This is a genomic window from Algibacillus agarilyticus, from assembly GCF_003286125.1.
GTDB lineage: Bacteria > Pseudomonadota > Gammaproteobacteria > Enterobacterales > Alteromonadaceae > Algibacillus > Algibacillus agarilyticus.
The window spans coordinates 1-24002 of the sequence record NZ_QMED01000037.1 but is presented as its reverse complement, the minus strand read 5'-3'; the positions used below and the strand labels follow the sequence as shown (position 1 = coordinate 24002).

Here is a 24002-nt window from a genome sequence, read left to right as displayed (position 1 = left end):
TCCCATATAACAAAAGGTTAATTCATGATGAAATATATAAAATTGGGATTATTCATTAGTGTGCTCAGCTTAGTGAGTGCGTGTTCAATGATCCCTAAGCCATTAGCCGTTGAAGAAGGTACAAATTTACTTAATTTTAATGACATTATCGAAACATCCACTGATGAGCAAGTTGGTAAAATTGTACGTTGGGGAGGGGTGATCGCCAGTATTAAAAACTTAAAAGACAAAACGTTACTTGAGATTGTGCATTTTGAATTAAGAGGTAACGCAAGACCGCGAATTACGGATGATTCGAAAGGCCGTTTTAGGCTATATACCGCTGATTTTCTTGACCCCGAAATTTACAAAAAAGGCCGAGCGATTTCCGCTGTTGGTACTTTTTCTGGTTTTGAAAAAGGGTTGTTAGGCGAGCGCGAAATGATGTATCCCGTGATAGACAGTAAAAAATTATATTTATGGAAAGAAGAAGTGGATCGTTTAGATGATATTCATATGTATCATCATAGCTGGTTTTTTCCGAGTCGCGTTTACCGACCCATATATCGACCTGTCATTTATCGTCCTGACTATAAAAAATTAAAACCTCGGGTTAGAAAATCAAAAATTCAATAGGCTGGAATAACTATAAATACGGTCGAGCAACGTTTTTTTACCTTAGCGGGTAAGCAACAAAGTTATTTATATTTGCCGCGTAACCATGAAAAAAACATTGTTTTTCTACATGGTTGGTTAGATAACGCGGCGAGTTACGCGTCTTTACTTAAACTTTTGCAAGATGAACCATTCGCTAATATTTATGTTTATGAGTTTGCGGGCCATGGCTGGTCAGCTAACCGAAGTTCAGACAGTCATTATCATTTTATTGATTATGTTTATGATGTGATCGCGTTTATTTCTTCATTATCACTTGAACATTGTTGCTTAGTTGGTCATTCCATGGGAGGGATGGTGGCGAGTGTGGTGGCAGCAAGCCGCCCTGATTTAGTCAACTCTGTTGTTATGCTAGAAGCATGTGGCCCGATAATTGGCAGTGGCGACACCCTTGGCGAATTACGTCAAGGTTTTGCTAGTCGTCATAAATTAGCTAACCAAGCTAATCGCTTAGTTCAACCTAAATTGTTATATCAGCTGCGAGCGCAGGTCGGCGATTTATCGATCGAAGCGGCTCAATTACTCATTGATCGTGATTTGCTAAAAACCGAAAAAGGTTACGAACGTCGTAGCGATCCTCGTTTAAAAGCCTTGTCACCGATTAAAATAAATGAACAACAAGTTGTCGATATTTTACAGGCTATTTGTTGCCCGACACTGGTAATTTTAGGTGAACAAGGTTATAAATGGATAAAACAGCAAGTGTTAAGTCGTCAGGCATATATTAAACAATTGACGATTTTAGAGGTGCAAGGAAATCATCATTTTCATATGCAAAGCCCTGAGCGCTTACATCAACTTTTAGAAAACTTTGTTTAGGAGCTTCTAATGTCTACATACCGCGCGAGTAGTATTCCTTTTTTTGGTGATGCCCACGTTTTACGTATAGAAGAATTCGATTTACCCAGTATTAAGCCCAATGAATATCTGGTTAATATAGTAGCGGCCTCGGTTAACCCTATTGATTGTAAAACACGAGCGGGTTTAGGTTGGGCCGCTGCTGAAAACAAAGACAAACTGCCTTGGGTACCAGGTTATGATATGGCTGGTATTGTGACCGCTGTGGGCGCCGAAAAAAACAGTAAAAAAATAGGTCGTTATGTGTTTGGCATGGTGGGCTTTCCGTTATCGGCTGGTGCTTACAGTGAATACCGTGTAGTAGATGAAAGTGATGTGTTAGAAATTCCTGCCAACGTTAGTTTACAACAAGCGGCGGCATTACCCCTTGCCGGTTTAACGGCGTATCAAGCGTTATTTGAGCATGGCAACATTGCAGATAACCAACGTGTATTAATTTTGGGGGCAACGGGAGGTGTTGGGCATATCGCTGCGCAGCTTGCTTTAACCTGCACGCCTGATGTGATTTGTTCGGGGTCATTGGATAAACAAGCAGAATTGAATTACCTTGATAGTCCTACTATGTGGCGTTCTATTGAAACGCTAAGCGGTGATTTTGATTTGGTACTCGATTGTGTTGGTGGGCAAGTTGCTCTTGATTTATTAGCTCAATTAGGCGAAGTGAAAACATGGGTCACTTTACCCACATTAACGGCAAAGGCTATTGCCGACGAAGCCACGCATTTATCAAAACAGACCAACGTGATTAATTTTTTAGTGAATAACAATATCGCGCAGCTCAAAACCTTAATTGATTTGGTTTCTGCTGGCCAACTTAATGTTTATATTGGCGCTGAGTACCCACTTTCAGCGGTTGCTACAGCTCATGAGATTGTTGAAACACGTGCTTGTGCGGGTAAAGTCTTGCTTGATCTAGGGTAGTTGAGTGTTTCCTTTATTTTCAAGGTATATACCTAAGTCACTTGGGTATATACTCAAATTGCTTCGGTATATCAAATAAAGCTTTAGTATTTGCGAGAAGTACAGGTTGATCATATCCTGTACCAAATGCGTTTTATTAGATTTTAACATGACCGATACTAAGCAAGCTCCAGCTAAAACTACTTTTCAAAAACTGATGCTCGATGTGCAATCTGGCAAAGCAGATAAAGAATTATTCTTCAAAACTTTTTTAAAAACTGAATTTTATGTTGCGTTTAATAAACGTCAAGTTACAGGTAAAGATGGGTTAGAAGACGCTCAAGAATTTGATTTTGTGTTATATGATTCACAACAAAATAAAGATAAAAAATCAATTGTCATTTCAGAGCAAGCTAATTATTTACAAAAACTGGGGGCTGAAACGCTTTTATTAATTAAGGGTGTTGAGATATTAAATACACTTTATCCAGATGTTGAAATATCAATCGCTTATGATGGCGGTGGTTTAGGCATGCCTGTTGATATGTTAAATTGGCTACGCGAAACCATTAAACCAAAAGAAGAAACTAAAGAATAAACGATATTTTAATTGTTGTTTAATTCGTCATTTTAAAAGCAGCTTTTAGCTGCTTTTTTTGTTTTTATTCATTGCTTAAACATTACCTTATTGTAAGTGGTTAATGCTCATTTAAATTAGTTTCTCGATATTTATCTTAAATATCAATAACTCTACGCTGACTGTCATCTTTTTTTAACTTAAACCAAGCCTATTTGTCATTTTTCATCTTTATTATTTTGCGCATTAATTTAAAACAATGTGGTAAACATGATGATGAAACAAAAATTTAAATATACTTCTTTAGCGCTTTTAATGGGTGCGGTATTAGCTGGCTGCACGGGTGATGATGGTTTAGACGGCGCAGCGGGCAGTCGAGGTGAGCAAGGCGTTCAGGGTGAGCAAGGTATCCAAGGCGAAATGGGCCAGCCTGGCATGAATGGTAAAAACACCGCTAACTTGTTAGATATTAATTTAGTCGGTCGTGCGGTATTAAACGCTGAATCGCCAGAAGGCGCAGCCGAAATTGTTCAATACCAAAAATCGACTGGCTATATTTATGCAATAAATAGCTCCGGTGCTAAAGCAACTGTTGAAATTCTTGATGCTAATAATATGGATGCTTCTGCATTAACAGCAGATGCAGAAGGTGTGATAACCAATACAAACCTTTCTATTTTGATGACGCTTGACTTATCAACAAGCACACAAGGTGATGCGAATAGCATTGCTATTTCAGATGAATTAGAAATTTTAGCGGTTGCTATGGCTGCTCCGACTAAATCTGATGCCGGTTCAATTGCATTTTATGACATTTCAGGTGCGGCTCCGGCATTTATAAAAAATGTAACGGTTGGTTCTTTGCCTGACATGGTTGCTTTTAGTCCGGATAGCAGCAAGGTTGTTGTTGCTAATGAAGGTGAGCCTAACGGCGATTATCAAGTTGATCCTGAAGGAACAATTTCAATCATTGATGTAACAAGTGGCCAAATTGCTGACACCGCAACGCAGTTAGACTTTAAAGCCTATAACGACAAGCAAGCTGATTTAGAATCAATGGGCGTGATGTTTGCTAACCCGACAGGCCGCACAATTAAAGGTACGGTTATTAATACGACGGTCGCGATGGATTTAGAGCCTGAGTATGTAGCGATCACTGACGATAGCAAAATGGCTTATGTTTCGATGCAAGAAAACAACGCGCTAGCGGTTGTTGATTTAGAAACAAATACATTAACCCGTATCATCGGTTTAGGTTTTAAAGATTGGAGCCATTATAATTTAGATGCTTCAGATAAAGATGGTGGTATGAACTTCCGTAAATACAATAATCTTTATGGTATGTATCAACCGGATACGATCACAACGTTTAGCTGGAATAACGCTCATTTTATTGTGACGGCTAATGAGGGTGATGGTCGTGAATACTTCTTTGATGCTGCTGATGAAGCCACTTGTTTAGCTGAAGGTGGTTTAGACTATGACTCAGATGATGGCTGTTTATCTTACATTGATGAAAGTCGAGTTGAAGATTTATCACTAGATGCAGATGCGTTCGCCGGTATTAACAATGATGACGATGATTTAGGTCGCTTAAAAGTAACAACGGTAAAGGGTGACATTGATTCTGACGGTGATTATGAAGCACTTTACACCTATGGTGCTCGTTCATTCACTATTTGGGATAGTAATGGCTTAGTTGTTTTTGATTCAGGTGATGATGTAGGCTTAATCACAGCTGCGGTTCATGGTGCTGCTTTTAACAATGACGAAGATGAAAATGAAGGTGATACGCGTTCTGATGCAAAAGGTGCAGAGCCAGAATCTGTTGCGATTGGTGAAGTAGATGGTCGCACTTATGCGTTTGTGGGGTTAGAGCGCATGAGTGGCGTTATGATTTATGACATCAGCAACCCATTTGATGTTAATTTTGTTGATTACTTTTATAACCGCGGTGTGACTGAAGGCGCTGATATCACGGGTGACTTAGCACCAGAAGGTATGAAGTTCATCCCTGCTACTGGTGATAAGCCTGCGATGTTAGTTGTGGGTAACGAAATCTCAGGCTCAGTTGCAGTGTGGACTATCCAAGCTAAGTAAATCAAGCTAATAAATTTAAGTTTGACACTAAATTTAGTAACAAAAAAACGGTATTTACTGCGTAAATACCGTTTTTTTAGTTTTAACATTACATGTTAAATAGGGTCATAAAATATTATTTAATGCGCATACCGGGTTGAGCACCTTCCTCTGGGTTTAAAATCCAAAGATCTTCACCACCGGGCCCTGCTGCCAACACCATACCTTCTGACATGCCAAAACGCATTTTACGTGGTTTAAGGTTGGCAACCATAACCGTCATTTTGCCTTCTAAATCTTCAGGTTGGTACGCTGATTTAATACCGGCAAAAACTTGGCGCGTTTCGCCACCTATTTCAAGTTGTAACTTAAGCAGCTTATCGGCACCTTTTACATGTTCCGCTTTGGTGATAAGCGCAACGCGTAAATCAACTTTTGCGAAATCATCGAACTCAATTTCAGCTCTGATTGGATCTTTAGTTAACTCGGTTTCGGGTGCCAGTTCAGCTTGTTGTTTAGCTAAATCTTCTTTTGATGCTTCAACCATGGCGTCAATGTGCTTAGGCTCGATACGTTGCATTAACGGTTTGAATTTTTCAATTGAATGATCGGTTAATAGTACCTGATGATCAGCCCACGTTAACTCAATGTTTAAGAATGATTCTACTTTAGCGGTTAATTCTGGTAATACCGGTTTTAAGTATACACTGAGTATTTTGAATAAATTAATCCCGAGCGAACACACTTGGTGCGCTCGTTCAACGGTTTCTTCATTTTTAGCTAACACCCAAGGGGCTTCGTCAGCGATGAAAACGTTAGCTTTATCGGCTAATGCCATTATTTCACGAATGGCTTTACCGTATTCTCGGGTTTCGTATAAGTTTGCAATACTATCGCCCGCATCAATAAAACTTTGCGCTAAAGCGGGGTCTAAAACAGTCGATGATAATTTGCCATCAAATTGCTTACTAATAAATCCAGCACAACGGCTAGCAATATTAACAAATTTACCAACTAAATCTGAATTTACACGTTGACTGAAGTCTTCTAAGTTCAAATCTAAATCATCCACTCTATTGGTTAATTTAGCTGCGAAGTAATAACGTAAATATTCTGGTTTAAGGTGATCTAAATACGTACGGGCTTTAATAAAAGTGCCTTTTGATTTAGACATCTTCGTGCCATTAACGGTTAAAAAACCATGCGCATGTATTGCCGTTGGTTTACGATAGCCTGCACCTTCAAGCATCGCTGGCCAAAACAAGCTGTGGAAGTAAATAATGTCTTTACCGATGAAGTGATAGACTTCAGCCTCTGAATCTAATGCCCAAAAGTCATCAAAGTTAATATCAGATTTGTCACATAAGTTTTTGAAGCTACCCATGTAACCAATTGGTGCATCTAACCATACATAGAAAAATTTATTTTCAGTGCCGGGTATTTCAAAACCGAAGTAAGGCGCATCACGGCTGATATCCCAAGTTTGTAACCCTTCAGTAAACCACTCTTGTAATTTATTCGCCATTTGCTCTTGTAAAGCACCTGAACGTAACCAGGTTTGTAGCATGTCTGAAAATTCTGGCAGTTGAAAAAAGTAATGTTCACTTTCTTTTAATACGGGCGTAGCACCCGATACACTTGATTGTGGATTAATCAACTCTGTTGGGCTATAAGTTGCACCACAAGCATCACAGCTGTCGCCATATTGTTCAACGGCTTTACACTTAGGACAGGTGCCTTTGACAAATCGGTCAGGTAAAAACATTTCTTTTTCAGGATCGAATAACTGTTCGATAACCTTACTTTTGATGAAACCGCCTTCATTTAATTTATTATATATGTGTTGAGACAGCTCTTTGTTTTCGTCAGAATGCGTTGAATGGTAATTGTCGAATTGGATCATGAAGTCGGCAAAATCCGCCATATGTTCTTGCTGAACCTGGTCGACCATTTCTTCTGGCGTAATGCCCATTTGTTGTGCTTTAAGCATAATGGGCGTGCCATGCGCATCATCAGCACAAACATAATAAGCTTCATGCCCACTTAAACGTTGAAAGCGCACCCAAATATCAGTTTGGATGTGTTCTAATAAATGGCCAAGGTGTAAAGAACCATTAGCATAGGGCAGAGCACTGGTGGCAAGAATTTTACGCGAATTCGACATAATAAATGGGCTACTTAAAATTAATCAGAAAATTGCTGCGCATACTACTGAAAAAGCCCATAAATTTCATCTTTGAAATGTTAAAAATCTTAAATTGTCAGTATTATTTTAGTATTTTTGATAATTGTTAAGGCAAATGTCCGGTTTTATAAGATTTATCTGCATCGTGATATAGTCTTCTCGCTCAGGTTTTATGGTTCATTGTCAGCGCTTACTCGCCCCAATCACATATTAGAGCATATGCTCATGGGGTCTCGAAGCTTGACGGCTTTGCTTACATGGATGTAAGTACTTAGGTTTCGTCTGGAACTAGAAACCTGCCCCTAAAACCCGATCGCTTTGACTATACATTAATATTGATAAAAATTAGAAAGGTTGTTGGTTAATATGAAGTGGTTTAAAAAAAGTAAACCGAGTGATTTAAATACAGAAGAAGCACATGCATTAACGTATTTAGCACAACAAGACGTTGACAATGCAGCGGCTTATCTAACCCGTGTTGATGGGGAAGGCGACACCAATAAAAACACGACAAGCCAAGCCGCTTTGATTCATTCATATGTTCCACTGGGACTGAGTGATTGCAAATCATGGCAACTGCAACCTAGCAGTAGTTTAAAAAAACAATTTGCGTCACCTCATGCCAATATAAAACATATTGTTGCAATCGCATCGGGTAAAGGCGGTGTTGGTAAGTCGACAACATGTGTGAATATGGCACGTGCTTTAAAAGCGATGGGAGCCCAAGTGGGTATTTTAGATGCCGATATTTATGGGCCCTCTATCCCTACTATGTTAGGCATGCCAGAAGCTCATCCTGATTCATTAGATGGAAAAATAATGCAACCCATCGTATCTAGCGAAGGAGTTAAAGCTAATTCTATTGGTTTTTTAGTTGATGAAAATGATGCGACAGTTTGGCGTGGGCCGATGGCGAGCAAAGCACTGCAACAATTATTTAATGAAACGGCATGGGGCGAACTTGATTATTTGTTGATTGATTTACCGCCGGGAACGGGCGATATTCAATTAACAATCGCGCAAAGCCTACCGATAAGTGGTCATGTTATTGTTAGCACGCCGCAAGACATTGCGTTAATTGATGCTAAAAAAGCATTAAGCATGTTTGAAAAAGTTTTAATACCGGCATTAGGGTTAGTTGAAAATATGAATATGCACATTTGTGAAAACTGTGGTCATGAAAGTGCTATTTTTGGCCATATGGGGGCACAAAATTATGCAAAAAAAGTTGAGTTACCGTTTTTAGGTTCAGCTCCTTTGAATATCGATATTCGGCAATATATGGATGAACCCAAACAACAATTACTTATAAAACAGGCTTTCTTTAGTCATTATGAGAATATAGCTTTGCGAATGACGATAGAACTGGCAAAATTAGCGCAAGCAAATGATGCGTCCGAACAGCAAGTTATTCCAATTACTCAGCTAAGTTAACAAGCTCAGTTTTAAAGGCCATCACCCATAAAATAATTTAATACGGTAGCGCATTTGGCTGGCGTATTATCCAGAGGAAATATAAAGCATGCGCTTATGTGATCGCGATATTATTAAACATATTGAAGCAGGTAAGATCTCAATAACACCCACACCAGTCGATGATATGATCAGCGGATTAACTGTCGATTTACGCTTGGGTAATAAATTTCGTGTATTTCAAGATCATGTTGCACCGTATGTTGATCTGAGTGGTCCAAAAGAAGAAGTAACAAAGTCGCTTGAGTCGATTATGTCTGATGAAATTGTTATTGCTGATGATCAGTCTTTTTTCTTGCATCCTGGTGAATTAGCTTTAGGCGTGACTTATGAATCCGTTACGTTACCTAGTGATATTGTTGGGTGGTTAGATGGCCGTTCATCACTTGCTCGTTTGGGGTTAATGGTACATGTAACGGCGCATCGTATTGATCCGGGCTGGTCAGGCAATATTGTGTTAGAGTTTTTTAACAGTGGTAAATTGCCATTGGCATTAAAACCAAAAATGAAAATTGGGGCATTAAGTTTTGAGTTATTATCTGGGCCTGCCGCAAAACCTTATAATCAAAGAATTGATGCTAAATATAAAGGTCAAAGCGGTGCAGATGGCAGTCGGATAAACCAAGATGATAAAGCGGGGTAGTTAATCTATTTTACTGTGATCATCATTTGAGGCTTAAAGTGTATGCTTTAAGCCGTCAGGCAAAAAATCTTCTCTAGTGCCATTCTTAGTTTGACTTCATCGTGGCGATAAAACACATCTGCTTCACTTAATGATGCTTGAAAAAGTAAGTCGGCAGGCACGCCTTCGATGTTTCGGCTCACATCTGTTAAGACCTTATGTATTTTTAATTTTGGAAAGCGAGTGTTCAGCCATTTTATTTTATCGTTTAATGTCATTTCGTTAGCCGGACCGATTTCTTTGCCTAAGTTATCAATTAAAATAATTTTAGCTTTAGAACTGCAAACCGCATTACACAAATCGTGAACTAACAGCGGGGGTAACACACTCGTAAAAAAACTTCCCGGGCCAAGTAAAATGTAATCAGCAGCGTAAATAGCGCGTATAACGCGGCTTGGGGCAAACACTTGATCTGTGAGTTGTAAATCTTTAGGAATAGGGATGTCTTTACTATCTATATTGGTTTCGCCAATAATTATTTCACCGGTTTCGGTGATCGCTTTTAAGTGTGTTGGCTGTTCAGACATAGGATACAAACGGCTTTCAACTTTCATCATGCGGCGCACGAGCTCGATAACTTCAACCGGGCTATACCGCAGTTCTTCTAATGCATAAAAAAGTAAGTTGCCCATGCTATGGCCATTTAAGCCTTCACCTGTAAACCTAAATTCAAGAAGTTGAGCGCCTAACGTGGTGTGCCCCGCTAAATGACTCAAGCAATTACGTAAGTCTCCCCATGCAATGGTATCTTTTGATTCGCGCAAGCGACCAGTTGAACCGCCATTATCCGTTGTTGCTACGATCCCACTGAGTCTTGGACCAAAATTAGAAAAAGTATTAAGGACTTTTCCTAATCCGTGGCCTCCACCAATAGCAACAAGGTTAAATTCTTTTGAGTGCATGAAGTTTATAATTCCAAAGTATGACAAGTAAGATGTTGTAAATAACGGCTTAATTTCGCGGCTATTTATTTTAGCGCTGATATTATGACTATTTTTTATATAATTGGTATTAATTAGTTCTCAAAAAGACAAATTGTTACAAATAAAAGACTTTCGTAACATTTTTGCGCCTTTTCGCTAGCTTATTCGCTAAACTTGAGTTAATTTTTAACTGGTCGAACAAGTAGCACTATTAAAATTTACTCTACCTCGTTTAATGCAAGTTAACGCAAATTTAGTTTATCAACTAAAATACGATTATCAGTAAGTTATCTGCTAAATTAAGTTCATTGAACTTACTCTATTTATAAATCAACAGACACTGTTAATAACAAGAGCAATGTGTCTTTGGGAGATATTATGAAAAAATTGCTTATAAGCCTATCTATCGCATCTTCACTAGGCTTATCTGGGTGTAGTGACGATCAATCATTGAGTTCAATTCAAAAAGAGTCCGCTGAAAATACCGTTATTCCTGCCACTCGTGTTTTATTTAATCCCAGTGATGGTGAGCTTTCTATCCCTAACGACCTTCTTTTCTCGGGTACGACAGATGGCACATTGAATTTACCGGTTGCTGATGCGAATGATCGTGCTGATCCGACTGTTGCGTTATCATCGATGGACGGCTGGTCGACTCAACAGCCATTTGCTATTGATTTTGTTTTGCCCCCCGCTGTATCGTCGTTAGATGCTGCCAGTGTTTCAATTCCGGGTGCTATCACTATTTATCAAGTTGTTATGGGCGCAAGTCAAACTGATGCAGAATGTAGCCAAGTTCAAGCGGGCTTAGCCTGTAAATTTGTTAAAGAACTCAATTTTGGCACCGATTTTGTTACCACATTATCATCGCCTAACCAAATTGCGGTTGTTCCTATTACCCCATTTATGCCCGGCGCAACTTATATTGTGGCTGTGTCAGATAAAATAATGGACAGCGAAGGATTTGCCGTACAACCTGCTTCTACCTATATTTCAGTTCGTAAAGATATTACTGAATTCCCATTAGGCACGGCTGCGCAATTAGGTTTGCAAGCGGCTGTTAATTCATATGAAAGTGTATTAGCTTCAGGCGGAGTCGATGTATCGTCGCTGATTCAAACATCGGCGATGACAATACAGTCAGCGGGCAATACCCTTTCAACACTTAAAAGCTTATATGCCCAAAAAGCCGCTGCTGCGCCGCAAACACTACCGGTATTAGCGCATACCGCAAACACCGGTGCCAGTGTGCGTGATGTGTTAGTACAAGGCGGTGTTTTATCTGCCACGACCACACCTGATTGCCCAACCGTTGCGGCTACTTTGCAAGCGGCTGCAACCGGTACGCCAGTTGATGCCGCGACCTTAGCCGCATTAACGTCGTTAGTACCTATGTGTGCAAGCGAATATCATATGGGCAGTGTTTCATTACCTTATTATTTGACTGAATCTAGCCCTGAAAACCCAACGGGGGCAACATCTCAAAGTTGGAAAGCAATGTGTGACAGTGGCGCAATATTAGCTGCAATGCCTGCTGAAACATTAGCTAGTTTAACGCCTGGTCCTAATAATGATGCGTGTATGGCTTTAGGGCTAGCCGATTATGGCTTAGATACTGAGCGAAACATCACTAAATATAATCCTGTACCTCAAGTGACGTCTTTACAAACATTATCGGCACAAATTACATTACCAAATGAAGCCTTTTTGCAGTCATTGGGTCGTAATGTGACAGAGCCTGATGCAGGCTGGCCAGTAGTTGTGTTAATGCATGGTATAACCAGCAAAAAAGAAGATATGCTTTCGATTGCTGGATCACTATCTGCTAGTGGTTTTGCCACTGTCGCCATTGATATGGTTTTACATGGCTCTCGCGGTTTTGATATTAACGGTTCACCAGAAAGTAAAGAAATACAAACGACGTCTGCTAATCCGCTGGCTTTTATGAATTTAAAAGACTTACAGGTTTTACGCGATAACATTCAGCAAAGTATTGTTGATTTAATCGGTTTACGTGTTGGCATTGCAACGGGGTCGGCCGCTTTATTTGATGGCCATCAAATTGATGCTAGCCGGGTTTATGCTACCGGTCATTCTTTGGGCGCAATGTGGGGAATCGATTTTGTTGCATTAGCGAATACGCCGCTTAATGCTCAAGTCGATGGTTTATTTAAAATTAACGCGGCTTCGTTTAGTAGCCCTGGTGGCGGTATTGCTAATTTCTTATTAGATTCAGATACGTTTGGCTCATTTATTCAAAGTAATTTAGTGTTAAGTGCTGTTGAATCCTTTTTGGCTTATGCGACGGTAAACAGTGTTAATCTATTAGATGCAGAAGCTTATGCAACGGCTCGAGCCGCTTTTTTAAGTGCGGCTAATTTATCAAATGAAGACTTAATCGTGTTTGAAGGTGGGGAGCATTATGTCAAATACTTACTCGCGCAAAGTGTTGATATAACAAACTTAAATGGCAGTGTTTTTGCTACCCATTATAAAAACTTCAGAACATATTTAGCCTCGATTAGTGCAGTGCATGATAACGCGTTGAGTAGCATGATTAATAGTTTTGCCTTTGCGGTTCAAACCATGGTTGATAATGGTGATCCGAATAATTACGCTGCGACGATTGCCGCAAATCAAACGCCTGTGTTATTAACCGAAATTTTTGGTGATGGCACCTCAAGTTCATGGGATCATGTGATCCCGCCAACATCATCACGTTCACCTTTAGCCGGTACAGAGCAATTTGTGCGTCTGATGCAACTTGATGTGATTGATGAAACGCAAGGTGATGGGTCAGCTGCTGTATCGGGTTTTGTCCGGTTTAGCGAAGGCGGGCACAGCTCTTTATTGGATCCTAGTGCGTCGGCTGCTGTCACCAGTGAGTTACATAAGCAAATCATCTCGTTTTTTACTTCAGATGGTAAGTTAATCTCTGTGGATAATGCTAATAATGTGATTGTTCCGGCTAATTAATAAAGCTATATTTATTGCATTAATTGCTAACTGAATTAACGGCGTATTATAAAATACGCCGTTAATTTTTATCTTACCTTTTCTTTTTCTCGTTTATGTTTCACAATTAGATATATTCCAGTCATAATCGCCGCATCACTAAATGAATATTGATTGTTATTTATGATTCCATTTCTCATTAAACTTAGTAAAATAAATTTAATGTCTAATTTTGAGGTCGGTAAATGAAAAAATCATTAATAGAAACAATCCAAAATGGACGTGAATATATAACAGAATGGCCTGTAAAACCTGAGTTATACGGCTTATTTCCTGAATGTCGCGTTATTAAAGCGACTCAATTTTCTTTGCTTATATTACCGCTATTAGCCGTTATTAGTTTTACACTGCAGTTTGTATGGTTAGGTGAGCAATTTATTCCACAAGCATTAGCGACTTCACTTTTAATCTTAAGTATGCCAATACAAGGTTATATTTGGTTGGGTAATCGAGCTAACCAAACATTACCGCTTAGCTTGTTAACTTGGTATAAAGAGCTCGAAACTAAGCTTGCGGTAGAAGGTGTCCAAGTGAAATGCGCACAGGCAAAGCCGCGTTATTTTGAACTCGCTTGTTTATTGAATCAAGGTTATAAAAAACTTGATAGCGTGTTTATGCGTAAAGATGCTTTTTAAAACTGTTTACTTATTTAAATAATCTTCATCTGAAAAGCTTCGAACCCAGTTAGGAAAATAAGCAACAGCTATCGTAATTAACATACCATTTAACATCGCTTCTGGTACCAGCAAAAGCGGTGTTAAAATTAAATAATTCTCTAACAACTCAGAAAAATTAAATTGGCCTGCGAGCCATAATAGCCCCGCTTTACTTAACATCAAACTTGCAATGCTAACCGCACCCGCTAAAAAACCACAAATAAATGTATAAACAAAAAAGTGTCTAGGTAAATGATGATAAGCCCATACATAGATCAAATGGCTCATTAAAAGCGGGACCACTATATTGGGTAATAAAGACTGGCCGATAATCAGCCAAGAGATACCAACATATAATTGGCTCATCACATAAGCCACGAGCGCAATAAGCAAGGCCAAATGATGACCTAATAAAAGATAAGTAACCGTTAAGCCCAAAAAATGCACAGGGAGCTGTTCATGTATCCCTGTTTGAATCGACCAAAGTACACAAAGGCCAACCATTAAACCAAACGCTAAATTTTGCTTTTGGCTATCATTGAGTAATATTTGATAATGTGCCTTTTTATACCCTAAACCAAAAACGAGTATATAAAGGCTTATCGATATTATCAGTAACATATTAAGCTTTAAATGTTGTCCAGACTGGGGCGTGATCCGATGGTTTTTCTATTGCCCTTAACTCATAATCAATGTCACTTTCTATGGCTTTATCGGCTAAAACCTGCGTAGCAAGTAAGGTATCGATGCGTAATCCGCGGTTATCATCGAAGCCTTTCGAGCGGTAATCAAACCAGCTGTAACGGCCAGTTGTTTCTGGGTTAATGGCCCTGTAAGTATCAATAAAGCCCCAATCTAACAAACGTTGTAACCATTCTCTTTCTTCAGGTTGAAAGGAGCACTTACCCGTTTTGAGCCAACGTTTAGCATTAACCTCGCCAATACCGATATCTAAATCAGTAGGCGATATATTTAAATCGCCCATAACGACTATTTGCTGTTGATTATGATATTCAGAATCAAGCTCTGTCATTAAGTCATTATAAAATGCGCGTTTATACGGAAACTTGGTTTCATGCTTAATGTTATCACCTTGGGGGAAGTAGCCATTGAACACCGTTACTTCTTCACCTGCTTCATCTAAATAAGTCCCGATTATCATGCGTTTTTGCATATCTTCATTGTCGGTTTTAAAGCCTTTTTGTAGGCGCAAAGGCGGTTTTTTACTCAGCATAGCAACGCCGTAATGTGCTTTTTGACCAAAATATTCAATGTGGTAGCCAAGGGCTTTTACTTCTTCTAAAGGGAAGGCATCATCATGCACTTTTATTTCTTGTAAGCCGATCACATCAGGTTGATGTTTTTCTAAAATCGCTTTTAACTGGTGAATTCGGGCGCGTAGGCCATTAATATTAAATGATATTATTTTCATAGTAAGTATTAAAAAACTAATTTAAACCAAGTCTAATGCCCAGACGAGGTGAGTGCAAATTAAAAGCGGTTGATTTGTCGGAGAATTTTCAGGAGAATCCATGTTATAGATAGACAACCGAGAAACTATACATGTCACTACAAGATCAATTATTAAAAGCCGGCTTAGTTAATGAAAAAAAAGTTAATAAAGCTAAGAAATCGAGTAAAAAATCACGTTCATTACGTAAAGAAGTTAAAGCCGCCACAGAAGAAGCTAAAGCAAGTCAATTAGCTAAAGATAAAGCCGCAAACCAAAAAATAAAACAAGAAGCCGAAAAAAAGGCGCTCGCGGCGCAAATCAAACAATTAATCAATTTAAATGCTATTAATTTGAGTGAGTCGACAATTGAATATCGGTTTACCGATGAAAATTTAGTTAAAACGGTTTTGGTCAATGATTTACAGCAAAAACAATTAGCCAATGGTTTATTGTGTATCGCTAAGTTAAATGAAACCTACAAAGTGATCCCATCCGCGGTTGCTGATAAAATTATCCAAAGGGATGACTCTTACATTGTGGTATTAAATCAAAAATCTGAAGAGCAACTTGAAGAAGATGATCCGTATGCCGATTTCCAAGTGCCAGATGACTTGATGTGGTAAAACATAAGGCAACTTTGCCTAATGTTGAGTAAATCTTTACCAAGCCAGCATCATTAGCTGGCTTTTTAAATTTTGCGCATTAGGTTGCTACAAATCGATATTATGATTAGCAACCGAGTTGGCGGCTTATATTTTGTGCCGTATTGATAATTAAGTCGTTCATCTCAGCGGCGGGCATCTGTTGCTCGTGCTTATTTTGAATAATAGAAACGCCAAGAGCCGCAATAACTTTTCCTTCAGGTTGGCCGACCAACGCAGAGAAATCATCGATACCTTCTGATAAAACATTTTTGTCGGCATGAAAACCGTGTTGTTTGATGCCTTCTAGTTCGTTATAAAGTGCTTCTTGCTGTGATTTATCCATATTATTAAATAGGCTATCTCGCTCAAGGATCATTTTGCGTACTTCGGTGTTACTGTTAGCGAGTAGAACACGCCCAGAGGTAGTTGAAAGCGTGGGGAATAAAGAACCTTCTGCAATGTTAATTGATACCGCTATTTGGCTGCGTGCATGTATTAGCACCATTGTTTTACTTTGATATAACATACACAGGTGACAAGACTGGCCAATTTTAACGGCTAAATCTTCCATAAAAGGTAAAGCGACTTGACGTAATTGATCGATAGGCGAAATTGAACGAGACAAGTTGTATAGCTTTAAAGACAACCGGTAACGGCCAGATAATTCATCTCTGACTAAATACCCACGCGCTTCTAGCCCCACCAATACCCTATATATTTCATTAGCGCCACGGCCCAAACCTTGGGCAATTTCAGTTTGTGAACGAGGGACTTCTTGGCTAACTAAATACTCTAATATGTCGAGTCCTTTATCGAGAGCTGGAACAGCATACTTTTTTGGGGTCGTCACTTTTTCTGTCAAAACGAATTCTCTTAATGGCCAATAGCTTATTATTTTAACCTGAAATTTGAATTTATGATGTATTAAAAATTGAGATTATAAGCGGTTAATAGAGGAGAGAAGAGGAGATTGCTGTGTTGACAGCAATCTCGCTTGGGTTGATATTTGTTACGGTTGAGGTTCAACGACTTGTTGTTCAGTTGCTTGATTCTTTACTGACCGTTTAGACTTTTTTGCGAGTAATACCTCTATTTCTTCAATGGTTTTGTTTTTTGTTTCGGGTAAATATCGGGCTAACAAAATTAAACCCACACCACCTGCAATACCATAAAATAAGAAAATATCCGCTGCACCTTGATTGCTTAACTGCCAAGGGAAGAATTTTTGAATAAAAAAGCTAACAATACTAGCTGTTAATGCAAACATCGGTATAACGATACCACGGATATGCGTTGGCACAATCTCTGAAAAAACGACCCACATAATGGGCCCAATCGATAAATGGAATGCAGCGATAAAACCCACAATACCAATTAATACAGCCCAAGAGTTGATTGTAATGGCCGATTGAATAAACTCACTTTCAAATGTACGCACTAAATCAGCCCCTTGATTTGCTATCAGCGCTTGTTTAAATTCAATATCGCTATGATAAGTCGTACTAATAATGGCATTTAAACTATCAACATTTATACCCTCAACCGCACTGATAAGCCCAGCCACCGCGGTGGGTTCAATAGTGTAAACGGCGGATTTAAATGCCCATACACACAAAAATAAACTCGCAACAGACCAAAGTAACCCGACAATCACTAATGGACGACGACCTACTTTATCGATAAGCAATAATGCTAATACGGTAAAAAATAAACTCACAAAACCAATGATGAGCGTTTGGCCAAATGCGGCACTGGTGCCGACCCCAGTTTGCTCAAAAACCATAGGCGCGTAAAATAAAATTGCATTCACGCCGGTAATGGGTTGCACAATAGCAAAAATAAAACCAACCATTAACGCCGCGCGTACTTTAACATCAAGTAGGTCATTGATACGCGACATAAAACTTTGTTTTGAATTTGCAGTATGATGATTCAAACTCGCTTGAACACTTTCAATTTCGGCGTCAATCTCATGTTCTGGCATCAATTTTTTCATCGTGCTTTTGGCTTCATCGAGTTTATTTTTACTGATCAACCAACGCGGACTCTCAGGAATAGTAAACAGCATAATTAACCACAAAATAGCGGGTAAGACCTCAATACCTAGCATCCAACGCCACAAGTTGTCGTTAATACCCAAATCAGCAACCCAGCTGATATCGGTTTTAGTTAATTCAAGTAAAAAGTAATTCGACATATACGCGGCAGTTAAACCGACGACGATCGTTATTTGATTCATAGAAACCAATTTACCCCGCATGTGTGCGGGGGCTATTTCACCAATATACATTGATGCGAGCGATAACGAAGTAAAGGCCAAACCACCTAAAAATCGAGCTGCAACGAGTGTTTCGTAACTAGGCGCAATAACAGAGGCTATAGCGGAGACAACATAAAGAGCGGCAATAATAATAAGTGTTTTTTTACGGCCGATGGTTTCACAAATGGCCCCCGTTGCTAATAGTGCGAAAATAACCCCAAAGCCAGGCGCACTCACAACCGTACCTAATTCTAAATCGGTTAAATTAAAGTCTTGAACTAGATACCTAACGGTACCAGATATTAAAGCGGCATCTAGGCCAAAAATAAAGCCGCCAAAAGCGACTATGGTTGCAAATTTAAATGCGGTGATAGAATACGGATTCATTATTGTTTCCTTGATAATTTAAAATCACGTAGCAAAAATGTGAATTTTAAAGATTTTTGTAAATACTCTTTAACATTACAATGCTTTCCTATTGTTAACAATAGATAGTTCTCATTTTATGGTTTAAATTATCTTTAATATGCGGTTATTTTCTAAATAGTCCAAAACGGTAAAGTAAAAAGACATTTTGAATGTTTGAGAAGCGCTGATGAGTTAAAGATGTAAATTAAAGCTAAAAGGGATATTGAGTTAAGCGGTTAACGCATGACCGATTACGTTTTAAGATCACGCGCTAACGGTTTTATACAGCTAAAAAGTTAAGGCTTTTTAAAACGTTTAGATCCGTTCTAATTTGAGCGGGTAGCTATTATTCGCTCGCCATTGCCCAACATATAAATTGTCATCATTATCAACACACACCGCATGGCAATGATTAAAAACCTGCCAGTTAGTTGTAGTGGGCTGTAACTCGTCGCCTACATATACAGGTTCTGTGCCACCGGGGTTTGAAACAACCTTATTGTTTTTATCCATAATTGTAATAAAGCCAGAATCATCCGCATTTGTGCCGTCTATATGCGACCAACACACAGGTGCATAAAAATAGTCGCCTTTAAACACGGGCCCACCAATATACATGCCCGGTGTCGCAATGGTGCTTATATATTCACCCTTTAAAGAGAATACTTTTAATGCATTTTCAGCACGAGAGCTGACAATTAAATTTGGTTTGTTAGGGGTTCTTAAATCGACTTCAACACCATGAGTATTAACTAAATTATCATGTTCATTTTTATTATCGTGCCCACCCCAACGGCGAATAAATCGGCCTTGGTGGTCGTATTGCAATAAATAATCTGAGCCATAGCCGTCGGTAATATACAAATCGCCATTTGGTGCGATCGCAATATCGGTTGGTCTAAAGGGTTGGTCGGGGCGGTAAACATCAATGGTTTGTGGGTGGCCAATTGTGAAAATCAACCGACCCTCAATCGTCAACTTTGCAACAAAACCACTTTGTGCAATCACCTTATTAAAAGGTGAATCCCAAGCATCGGTTGATATACCATCCCATTTAGGGTTAGTGATCCAACCACTGTCAACAATGTAGATAAAATCTTCGCCATTTTCGTTGACTACTTTTATTGAGTGCGCGCCTGGGTATTCAGTGCCCCATGTTTCGAGCAATTTACCGTCTTTGTTATAAATGATGAAATTATTTCTAACATCATCCGTTAACATAATGATGCGTTCTTTAGAATCGATGGCTAATGCATGACAGTTTTCAACAGGAACCGACTTTGGATCGAGCGCGCCCCAATGCGCATTAATTTTATATTTAAAATCACCATGCCCCACAATTAGGCCATGAGGATCAATATTAGATTTGGGTACAAGTGCGTTAGTGAATAATGCTGGGTCAGACATGCGTTACCTATACGATTTAGAATAAAAAAGAACGATAAGAAGTGATAGATTTTTAAGCCTATCACTTTATGTGATGACGAAAATAGCGACTAAATTTAGACGCTCTCTTCAGTTGGTGCCCATTCCAGAATAGCGGAGTCTTCTACTTTTTCTAGTGGATGATAGACTGCTTCATTCTCTTTAAACGACACATTACGCATTGCGTTATATGCACTGATCATTGACCAGCGTGGCTCGGCAGATTGGTTTTGGTTTGATTTGTGTAATAAATTACAATGGAAAAATAAAACGTCACCAGGTTCTAATTCAACATTAATGAGTTCGTGATGTTTCATGGCTTCGTTTACAAATTCTAAATCAGCGCCTTTTTGATCACCTGTTTTATTATGATCAATCCGTCCGATATGATGTGAGCCTTTAAGCACCTGCAAGCAACCGTTTTCAATAGTGGCTTTATTAATAGCAACCATGCAACTCACTAATAAAGGATAAAGTTGGTAATTATCACGATGCCAATAGCCAAAATCTTGATGCCATTCCCATGCGCCACCCACAAACGGTTCTTTCATCATAATTTTTGTACTGGTGTGATAAACGGGTTCACCTAAAATAGCCTCACACGATTCAACTAAACGCTTACCGCGAGAAAACATACCATATAAATCATCACCAGGCTTTTGCCATAAACAAACTTTACTCACTGCGCCTTTAGCATCTTTTTTATGCCAAGCGTTCGCATTTAACGAATCATCATTAAATGCGGCATCTTGCAGGCGCTGTATTTCGTTTTCATTATAAAAGCCACGCGCAATCACATAGCCATCGCGGTTAAAATCGGCAATTTGTTCTGTTGATAATAGTAAGTTACTCATAGGTTATCTCGACTGTGTTGTTTAATTGTTAACAATAATCGTGCATAACTAAAATAAAAGCAAGGTTTATTTTTATATGAATGTTATATTTTTATATGAATATGGATTAGATCGTTAAGTTTATAAATTAAATATCATTTTTATCAATGGGGCTTTGAGTGTGGCTAAAACGACTACCGATAACATGCGTATAAATTTCGGTTGTCTTAAGATCTGTATGACCTAACAACTCTTGCACAGTACGAATGTCGGTACCGTTTTGCAAAAGCTGAGTTGCAAATGTATGCCTAAAGGTATGTGCTTTAACCCGTTTAGTAATCGAGGTTTTTAAAACTGCAGCGCGCAGCTGTTTTCTAAATGCGGATTCATGAATATGATGCCGGCAAACATAACCATCATATGGATGAATACAGCGAGTAGAAGAAGGAAACAAATACTGCCAAGATAAATCTTTACAAGCATTACCATATTTACGAATAAGTGATGCTGGAAGAGATGTTAAGCCATAACCCTGCTCAATATCGTTGCGATGTACTTGCGTAGCATGCAATATTTGCTGATTAATTTGTGATGATAAAGAGGTTGGCAGTAATGTATAACGGTCTTTTTTACCTTTGCCACGAAAAACAAAAAGCATGTTGTCATTTAGATTTAAATCTTTAATTCTGAGTTTTAAAGCTTCGTTTATACGCAGCCCACACCCGTATAACAAAAGCGCAATGAGTTTATATTTTCCATCCATTAACGCAATTATTTCCATGGCTTCTTGATGAGTTAAAACCGTCGGTAATGCTTTTTCACGCTTAGTGAATGAGAAAGATAAATTTTTAATATCTCGTTTTACAATATAACGATATAAAAAAATGATGGCACATAAGGCTTGGTTTTGTGTGGCAGCGCTAACTTGTCGGTTAACAGCAAGGTGATTAAGAAAGCGTTCAATGTCTACATTGCCCATGTTATCAGGGTGGCGCTTATCGTTAAATATGATAAATGTTTTGATCCAATACAAGTAAACTTTTTCGGTTTGAATACTATATCGGCGAGTGCGTAGTTCAGTCCGTATAGATTCTAAATAAGGAGATGTCGCCATAAGTCACCCATATGATTTTAACTGGCTATACATACAGTTATAAGTGTTTTTTAGATAATTGCAATAATTTGGCGTGGTATGTAAATAATAATTTAGCTCGATTAAATAACGACTGTTCAATAACGTATTGTTTTTATTAATATTTATATGTTTTTAATTTTACATAATAGGCCAAATAATGCCTATTATGTAAATGGCTTGTTTTATAGGCTTAATTTAAGGTTGAATGTAAAGTTAAATTGATGCTAACGTACTGACATTATTAAATAAAATTTAAGCAATACGGATAATTTTTAAACGCTGTTTATGAATGGCTTATAAGAATTATTGGTATTAAGCTGTTAGCACTACATGGAGGTTGGGTGGAAAATGAAAGTATTTTTGCAAATAAGTATTTTATTAATTTCGATAATAGTTACTTCAATATTTTCTTATAACCAAGCTTTAAAGGATAGCTTTGCTGATTATAATTTTATTGATGTTTCAAAAACTTATATTGCTCTCAAACTTCTTAGGGAAAAAGGTATTGAAGATACGATTTCATTTTTAGAAAGTGATCTAGATTCAACAATAGCAATTAATCGTACTAACCTTGAAATGCGTTCCTCGCTCTATGAATATATTAACTTTCAATTTCCGATGAATTATGAATATTACGATAGTATTATTAAGTATCGAACTTCGTATCAAAGTAAAAATAATCATTTAAATACTATGAAAAATTTAAACTGGTTATACGAGAACAGTAGTGCTAACAAGCGCATCAACAGTGACAAATAAAGCTTGGCTTTGTTCACTGCGTTCACTATTTTAGCCAAGCATTATTTGCCCATTATGCGGGCGTTATATGCAATGTGAGTTTTGATGTGAATTTTCAATTTAGTATAAATATTAAAAACGCATTAATTTTCGGGTTGTTAACTGGTTTTTGTCTAGGTTATTTATCTTTTGTTTATAACCCTATTGGTTTGTTTGCTTTCACATGTATCGCTTGGTTTTGTTTAATGGCAGGTATTCCTAAAGGAAATAATTCGCAATTTAGACTTTTTACTTTTTATTCATCTTTAGGTTTCTTACCTATTTCATGGTCCATTTATGTAGGGCTAGTAAAATATGCGTAAATTGCATATAACAAGCCATTGCAAAGGACTTTTAACAGTTGGCTTCCTTCGCTTCGCTCGTTATTATAGCCAACAATTAAAAGCCCCTGAATGGGGCGTTATACGTTTCTAGGGTTTTGCATTTGAAATATATTCTTGTACTAATATTCTCGACCTTAGCCTTAACTGTAAATGCGAAAGATACCGATTGCCTCATTTTAGTCGAAAAACCTGAAGCAATTGAGCTAGCAAAACAATACATAATTGAACATCAGTTAGAGGGTAAGGTTTTATTGCCTGAAGAAAGAGTAAACGGAAATAACTGCGAATGGACAGTTTGGTTTAAAAAAAATAATTGGCAATTGGTTAAACCCAGTCGTAAAGCAATAATTGTTAACATGACGTCAGGCAAAGCAATACTTATGCCCTCAAAATAAAACGTATAACAACACGCCCTGAGGTGGACAGCAAGCATTAAGTTTTACTTTTTACCGCATATTTTAAGAGCGGTGAACCCTTACTTTTCAAGGCTTCTAGATAAGTTGATTCATCATATGCTGTGCTGGTTTTCCAGCACCGAAACAATATCCTGATCCACTTAAATGCCAACGCTCTGATGATGGTATTATGCGGTTTTCCTTTCGCTGCTTGCTGTTGATAATAAGCTTTAGCCCAAAACGAATATCGCACCGATTGACCTGCCCATTCAACAAATGTTTGCCGTAAAAATGTTGTGCATGAGTATCGCCAATGTATCCACTCT

Annotated in this window: 21 protein-coding genes and 1 pseudogene; 12 read left to right on the top strand and 10 right to left on the bottom strand. The window is 38.4% G+C overall.

Features of this window, described 5'->3' with window-relative positions; translation table 11 throughout:
• The first annotated feature begins 24 nt into the window (after positions 1-24).
• From DPX34_RS19210 to DPX34_RS19190, 5 genes are all read left to right on the top strand, one after another.
• Positions 25-615: a Slp family lipoprotein gene (locus DPX34_RS19210; protein ID WP_111980058.1), complete on the top strand. Its 591-nt coding sequence runs from the start codon at positions 25-27 to the stop codon at positions 613-615.
• A gap of 72 nt (positions 616-687) precedes the next feature.
• Positions 688-1473 carry an alpha/beta fold hydrolase gene (locus DPX34_RS19205; RefSeq protein ID WP_157964797.1) on the top strand — a complete coding sequence of 262 codons (786 nt, stop codon included), beginning with the start codon at positions 688-690 and terminating at the stop codon, positions 1471-1473.
• Positions 1474-1482: 9 nt separating this feature from the next.
• Entirely contained in the window at positions 1483-2433 is a 951-nt protein-coding gene (locus DPX34_RS19200) for an NADP-dependent oxidoreductase (protein ID WP_111980056.1), read from the top strand.
• A 148-nt stretch (positions 2434-2581) separates the two neighbouring features.
• On the top strand, positions 2582-3010 hold the full coding sequence (locus DPX34_RS19195; protein WP_111980055.1) for a hypothetical protein: 429 nt from the start codon (positions 2582-2584) through the stop codon (positions 3008-3010).
• A 249-nt stretch (positions 3011-3259) separates the two neighbouring features.
• Positions 3260-5089, top strand: a complete 1830-nt coding sequence (locus DPX34_RS19190; protein ID WP_438938524.1) for a choice-of-anchor I family protein — start codon at positions 3260-3262, stop codon at positions 5087-5089.
• A gap of 115 nt (positions 5090-5204) precedes the next feature.
• Here DPX34_RS19190 and metG read toward each other — a convergent pair whose 3' ends face one another.
• Positions 5205-7232 (bottom strand): methionine--tRNA ligase, encoded by a 2028-nt coding sequence (gene metG / locus DPX34_RS19185; RefSeq protein WP_111980054.1) that lies wholly within the window; start codon positions 7230-7232, stop codon positions 5205-5207.
• A gap of 387 nt (positions 7233-7619) precedes the next feature.
• Here metG and apbC point away from each other — a divergent pair, with 387 nt between their 5' ends.
• Together apbC and dcd are read left to right on the top strand one after the other, a co-directional pair.
• Positions 7620-8687, top strand: coding sequence for an iron-sulfur cluster carrier protein ApbC (gene apbC, locus DPX34_RS19180; RefSeq protein ID WP_111980053.1), 1068 nt, complete (start codon positions 7620-7622; stop codon positions 8685-8687).
• Between the two features lie 88 nt (positions 8688-8775).
• On the top strand, positions 8776-9369 hold the full coding sequence (dcd, locus tag DPX34_RS19175; protein ID WP_111980052.1) for a dCTP deaminase: 594 nt from the start codon (positions 8776-8778) through the stop codon (positions 9367-9369).
• A 47-nt stretch (positions 9370-9416) separates the two neighbouring features.
• Here dcd and DPX34_RS19170 read toward each other — a convergent pair whose 3' ends face one another.
• Positions 9417-10310 carry a gluconeogenesis factor YvcK family protein gene (locus DPX34_RS19170; RefSeq protein ID WP_111980051.1) on the bottom strand — a complete coding sequence of 298 codons (894 nt, stop codon included), beginning with the start codon at positions 10308-10310 and terminating at the stop codon, positions 9417-9419.
• 399 nt (positions 10311-10709) lie between these two features.
• Between DPX34_RS19170 and DPX34_RS19165 the strand changes: the two genes are divergently transcribed.
• The gene (locus DPX34_RS19165; RefSeq protein ID WP_111980050.1) at positions 10710-13307 is read left to right on the top strand and encodes a VolA/Pla-1 family phospholipase; all 2598 of its coding nucleotides are present in this window, start codon (positions 10710-10712) and stop codon (positions 13305-13307) included.
• A gap of 224 nt (positions 13308-13531) precedes the next feature.
• Positions 13532-13981 (top strand): terminus macrodomain insulation protein YfbV, encoded by a 450-nt coding sequence (gene yfbV / locus DPX34_RS19160; RefSeq protein ID WP_111980049.1) that lies wholly within the window; start codon positions 13532-13534, stop codon positions 13979-13981.
• Positions 13982-13987: 6 nt separating this feature from the next.
• On the opposite strand, the gene DPX34_RS19155 is transcribed toward yfbV, so the two are convergent.
• Both DPX34_RS19155 and xthA read right to left on the bottom strand, forming a co-directional pair.
• Positions 13988-14623, bottom strand: a complete 636-nt coding sequence (locus DPX34_RS19155; protein WP_111980048.1) for an energy-coupling factor ABC transporter permease — start codon at positions 14621-14623, stop codon at positions 13988-13990.
• Position 14624: 1 nt separating this feature from the next.
• Positions 14625-15434, bottom strand: a complete 810-nt coding sequence (gene xthA, locus DPX34_RS19150; protein ID WP_111980047.1) for an exodeoxyribonuclease III — start codon at positions 15432-15434, stop codon at positions 14625-14627.
• A 131-nt stretch (positions 15435-15565) separates the two neighbouring features.
• Between xthA and DPX34_RS19145 the strand changes: the two genes are divergently transcribed.
• Positions 15566-16078: a DUF2058 domain-containing protein gene (locus DPX34_RS19145; RefSeq protein WP_111980046.1), complete on the top strand. Its 513-nt coding sequence runs from the start codon at positions 15566-15568 to the stop codon at positions 16076-16078.
• A 106-nt stretch (positions 16079-16184) separates the two neighbouring features.
• Here the strand turns inward: DPX34_RS19145 and DPX34_RS19140 are convergent, their stop codons facing one another.
• The 5 genes from DPX34_RS19140 to DPX34_RS19120 form a co-directional block, all read right to left on the bottom strand.
• Entirely contained in the window at positions 16185-16961 is a 777-nt protein-coding gene (locus DPX34_RS19140; protein WP_111980045.1) for an IclR family transcriptional regulator, read from the bottom strand.
• A 147-nt stretch (positions 16962-17108) separates the two neighbouring features.
• The gene (locus tag DPX34_RS19135; RefSeq protein ID WP_111980044.1) at positions 17109-18746 is read right to left on the bottom strand and encodes an MFS transporter; all 1638 of its coding nucleotides are present in this window, start codon (positions 18744-18746) and stop codon (positions 17109-17111) included.
• 336 nt (positions 18747-19082) lie between these two features.
• Positions 19083-20174 carry an NHL repeat-containing protein gene (locus DPX34_RS19130; protein WP_111980043.1) on the bottom strand — a complete coding sequence of 364 codons (1092 nt, stop codon included), beginning with the start codon at positions 20172-20174 and terminating at the stop codon, positions 19083-19085.
• 95 nt (positions 20175-20269) lie between these two features.
• Positions 20270-21046: a phytanoyl-CoA dioxygenase family protein gene (locus tag DPX34_RS19125; protein ID WP_111980042.1), complete on the bottom strand. Its 777-nt coding sequence runs from the start codon at positions 21044-21046 to the stop codon at positions 20270-20272.
• A gap of 127 nt (positions 21047-21173) precedes the next feature.
• Positions 21174-22139, bottom strand: a complete 966-nt coding sequence (locus DPX34_RS19120; protein WP_111980041.1) for an integron integrase — start codon at positions 22137-22139, stop codon at positions 21174-21176.
• 369 nt (positions 22140-22508) lie between these two features.
• Between DPX34_RS19120 and DPX34_RS19115 the strand changes: the two genes are divergently transcribed.
• Positions 22509-22919 carry a hypothetical protein gene (locus DPX34_RS19115; RefSeq protein ID WP_111980040.1) on the top strand — a complete coding sequence of 137 codons (411 nt, stop codon included), beginning with the start codon at positions 22509-22511 and terminating at the stop codon, positions 22917-22919.
• A 463-nt stretch (positions 22920-23382) separates the two neighbouring features.
• Complete coding sequence (locus DPX34_RS19105; RefSeq protein WP_111980038.1) at positions 23383-23676, top strand: hypothetical protein; 294 nt, start codon at positions 23383-23385, stop codon at positions 23674-23676.
• A 37-nt stretch (positions 23677-23713) separates the two neighbouring features.
• On the opposite strand, the pseudogene DPX34_RS22130 reads toward DPX34_RS19105, so the two are convergent.
• Positions 23714-24002: pseudogene (locus DPX34_RS22130) on the bottom strand (IS110 family transposase); the annotation flags it as partial.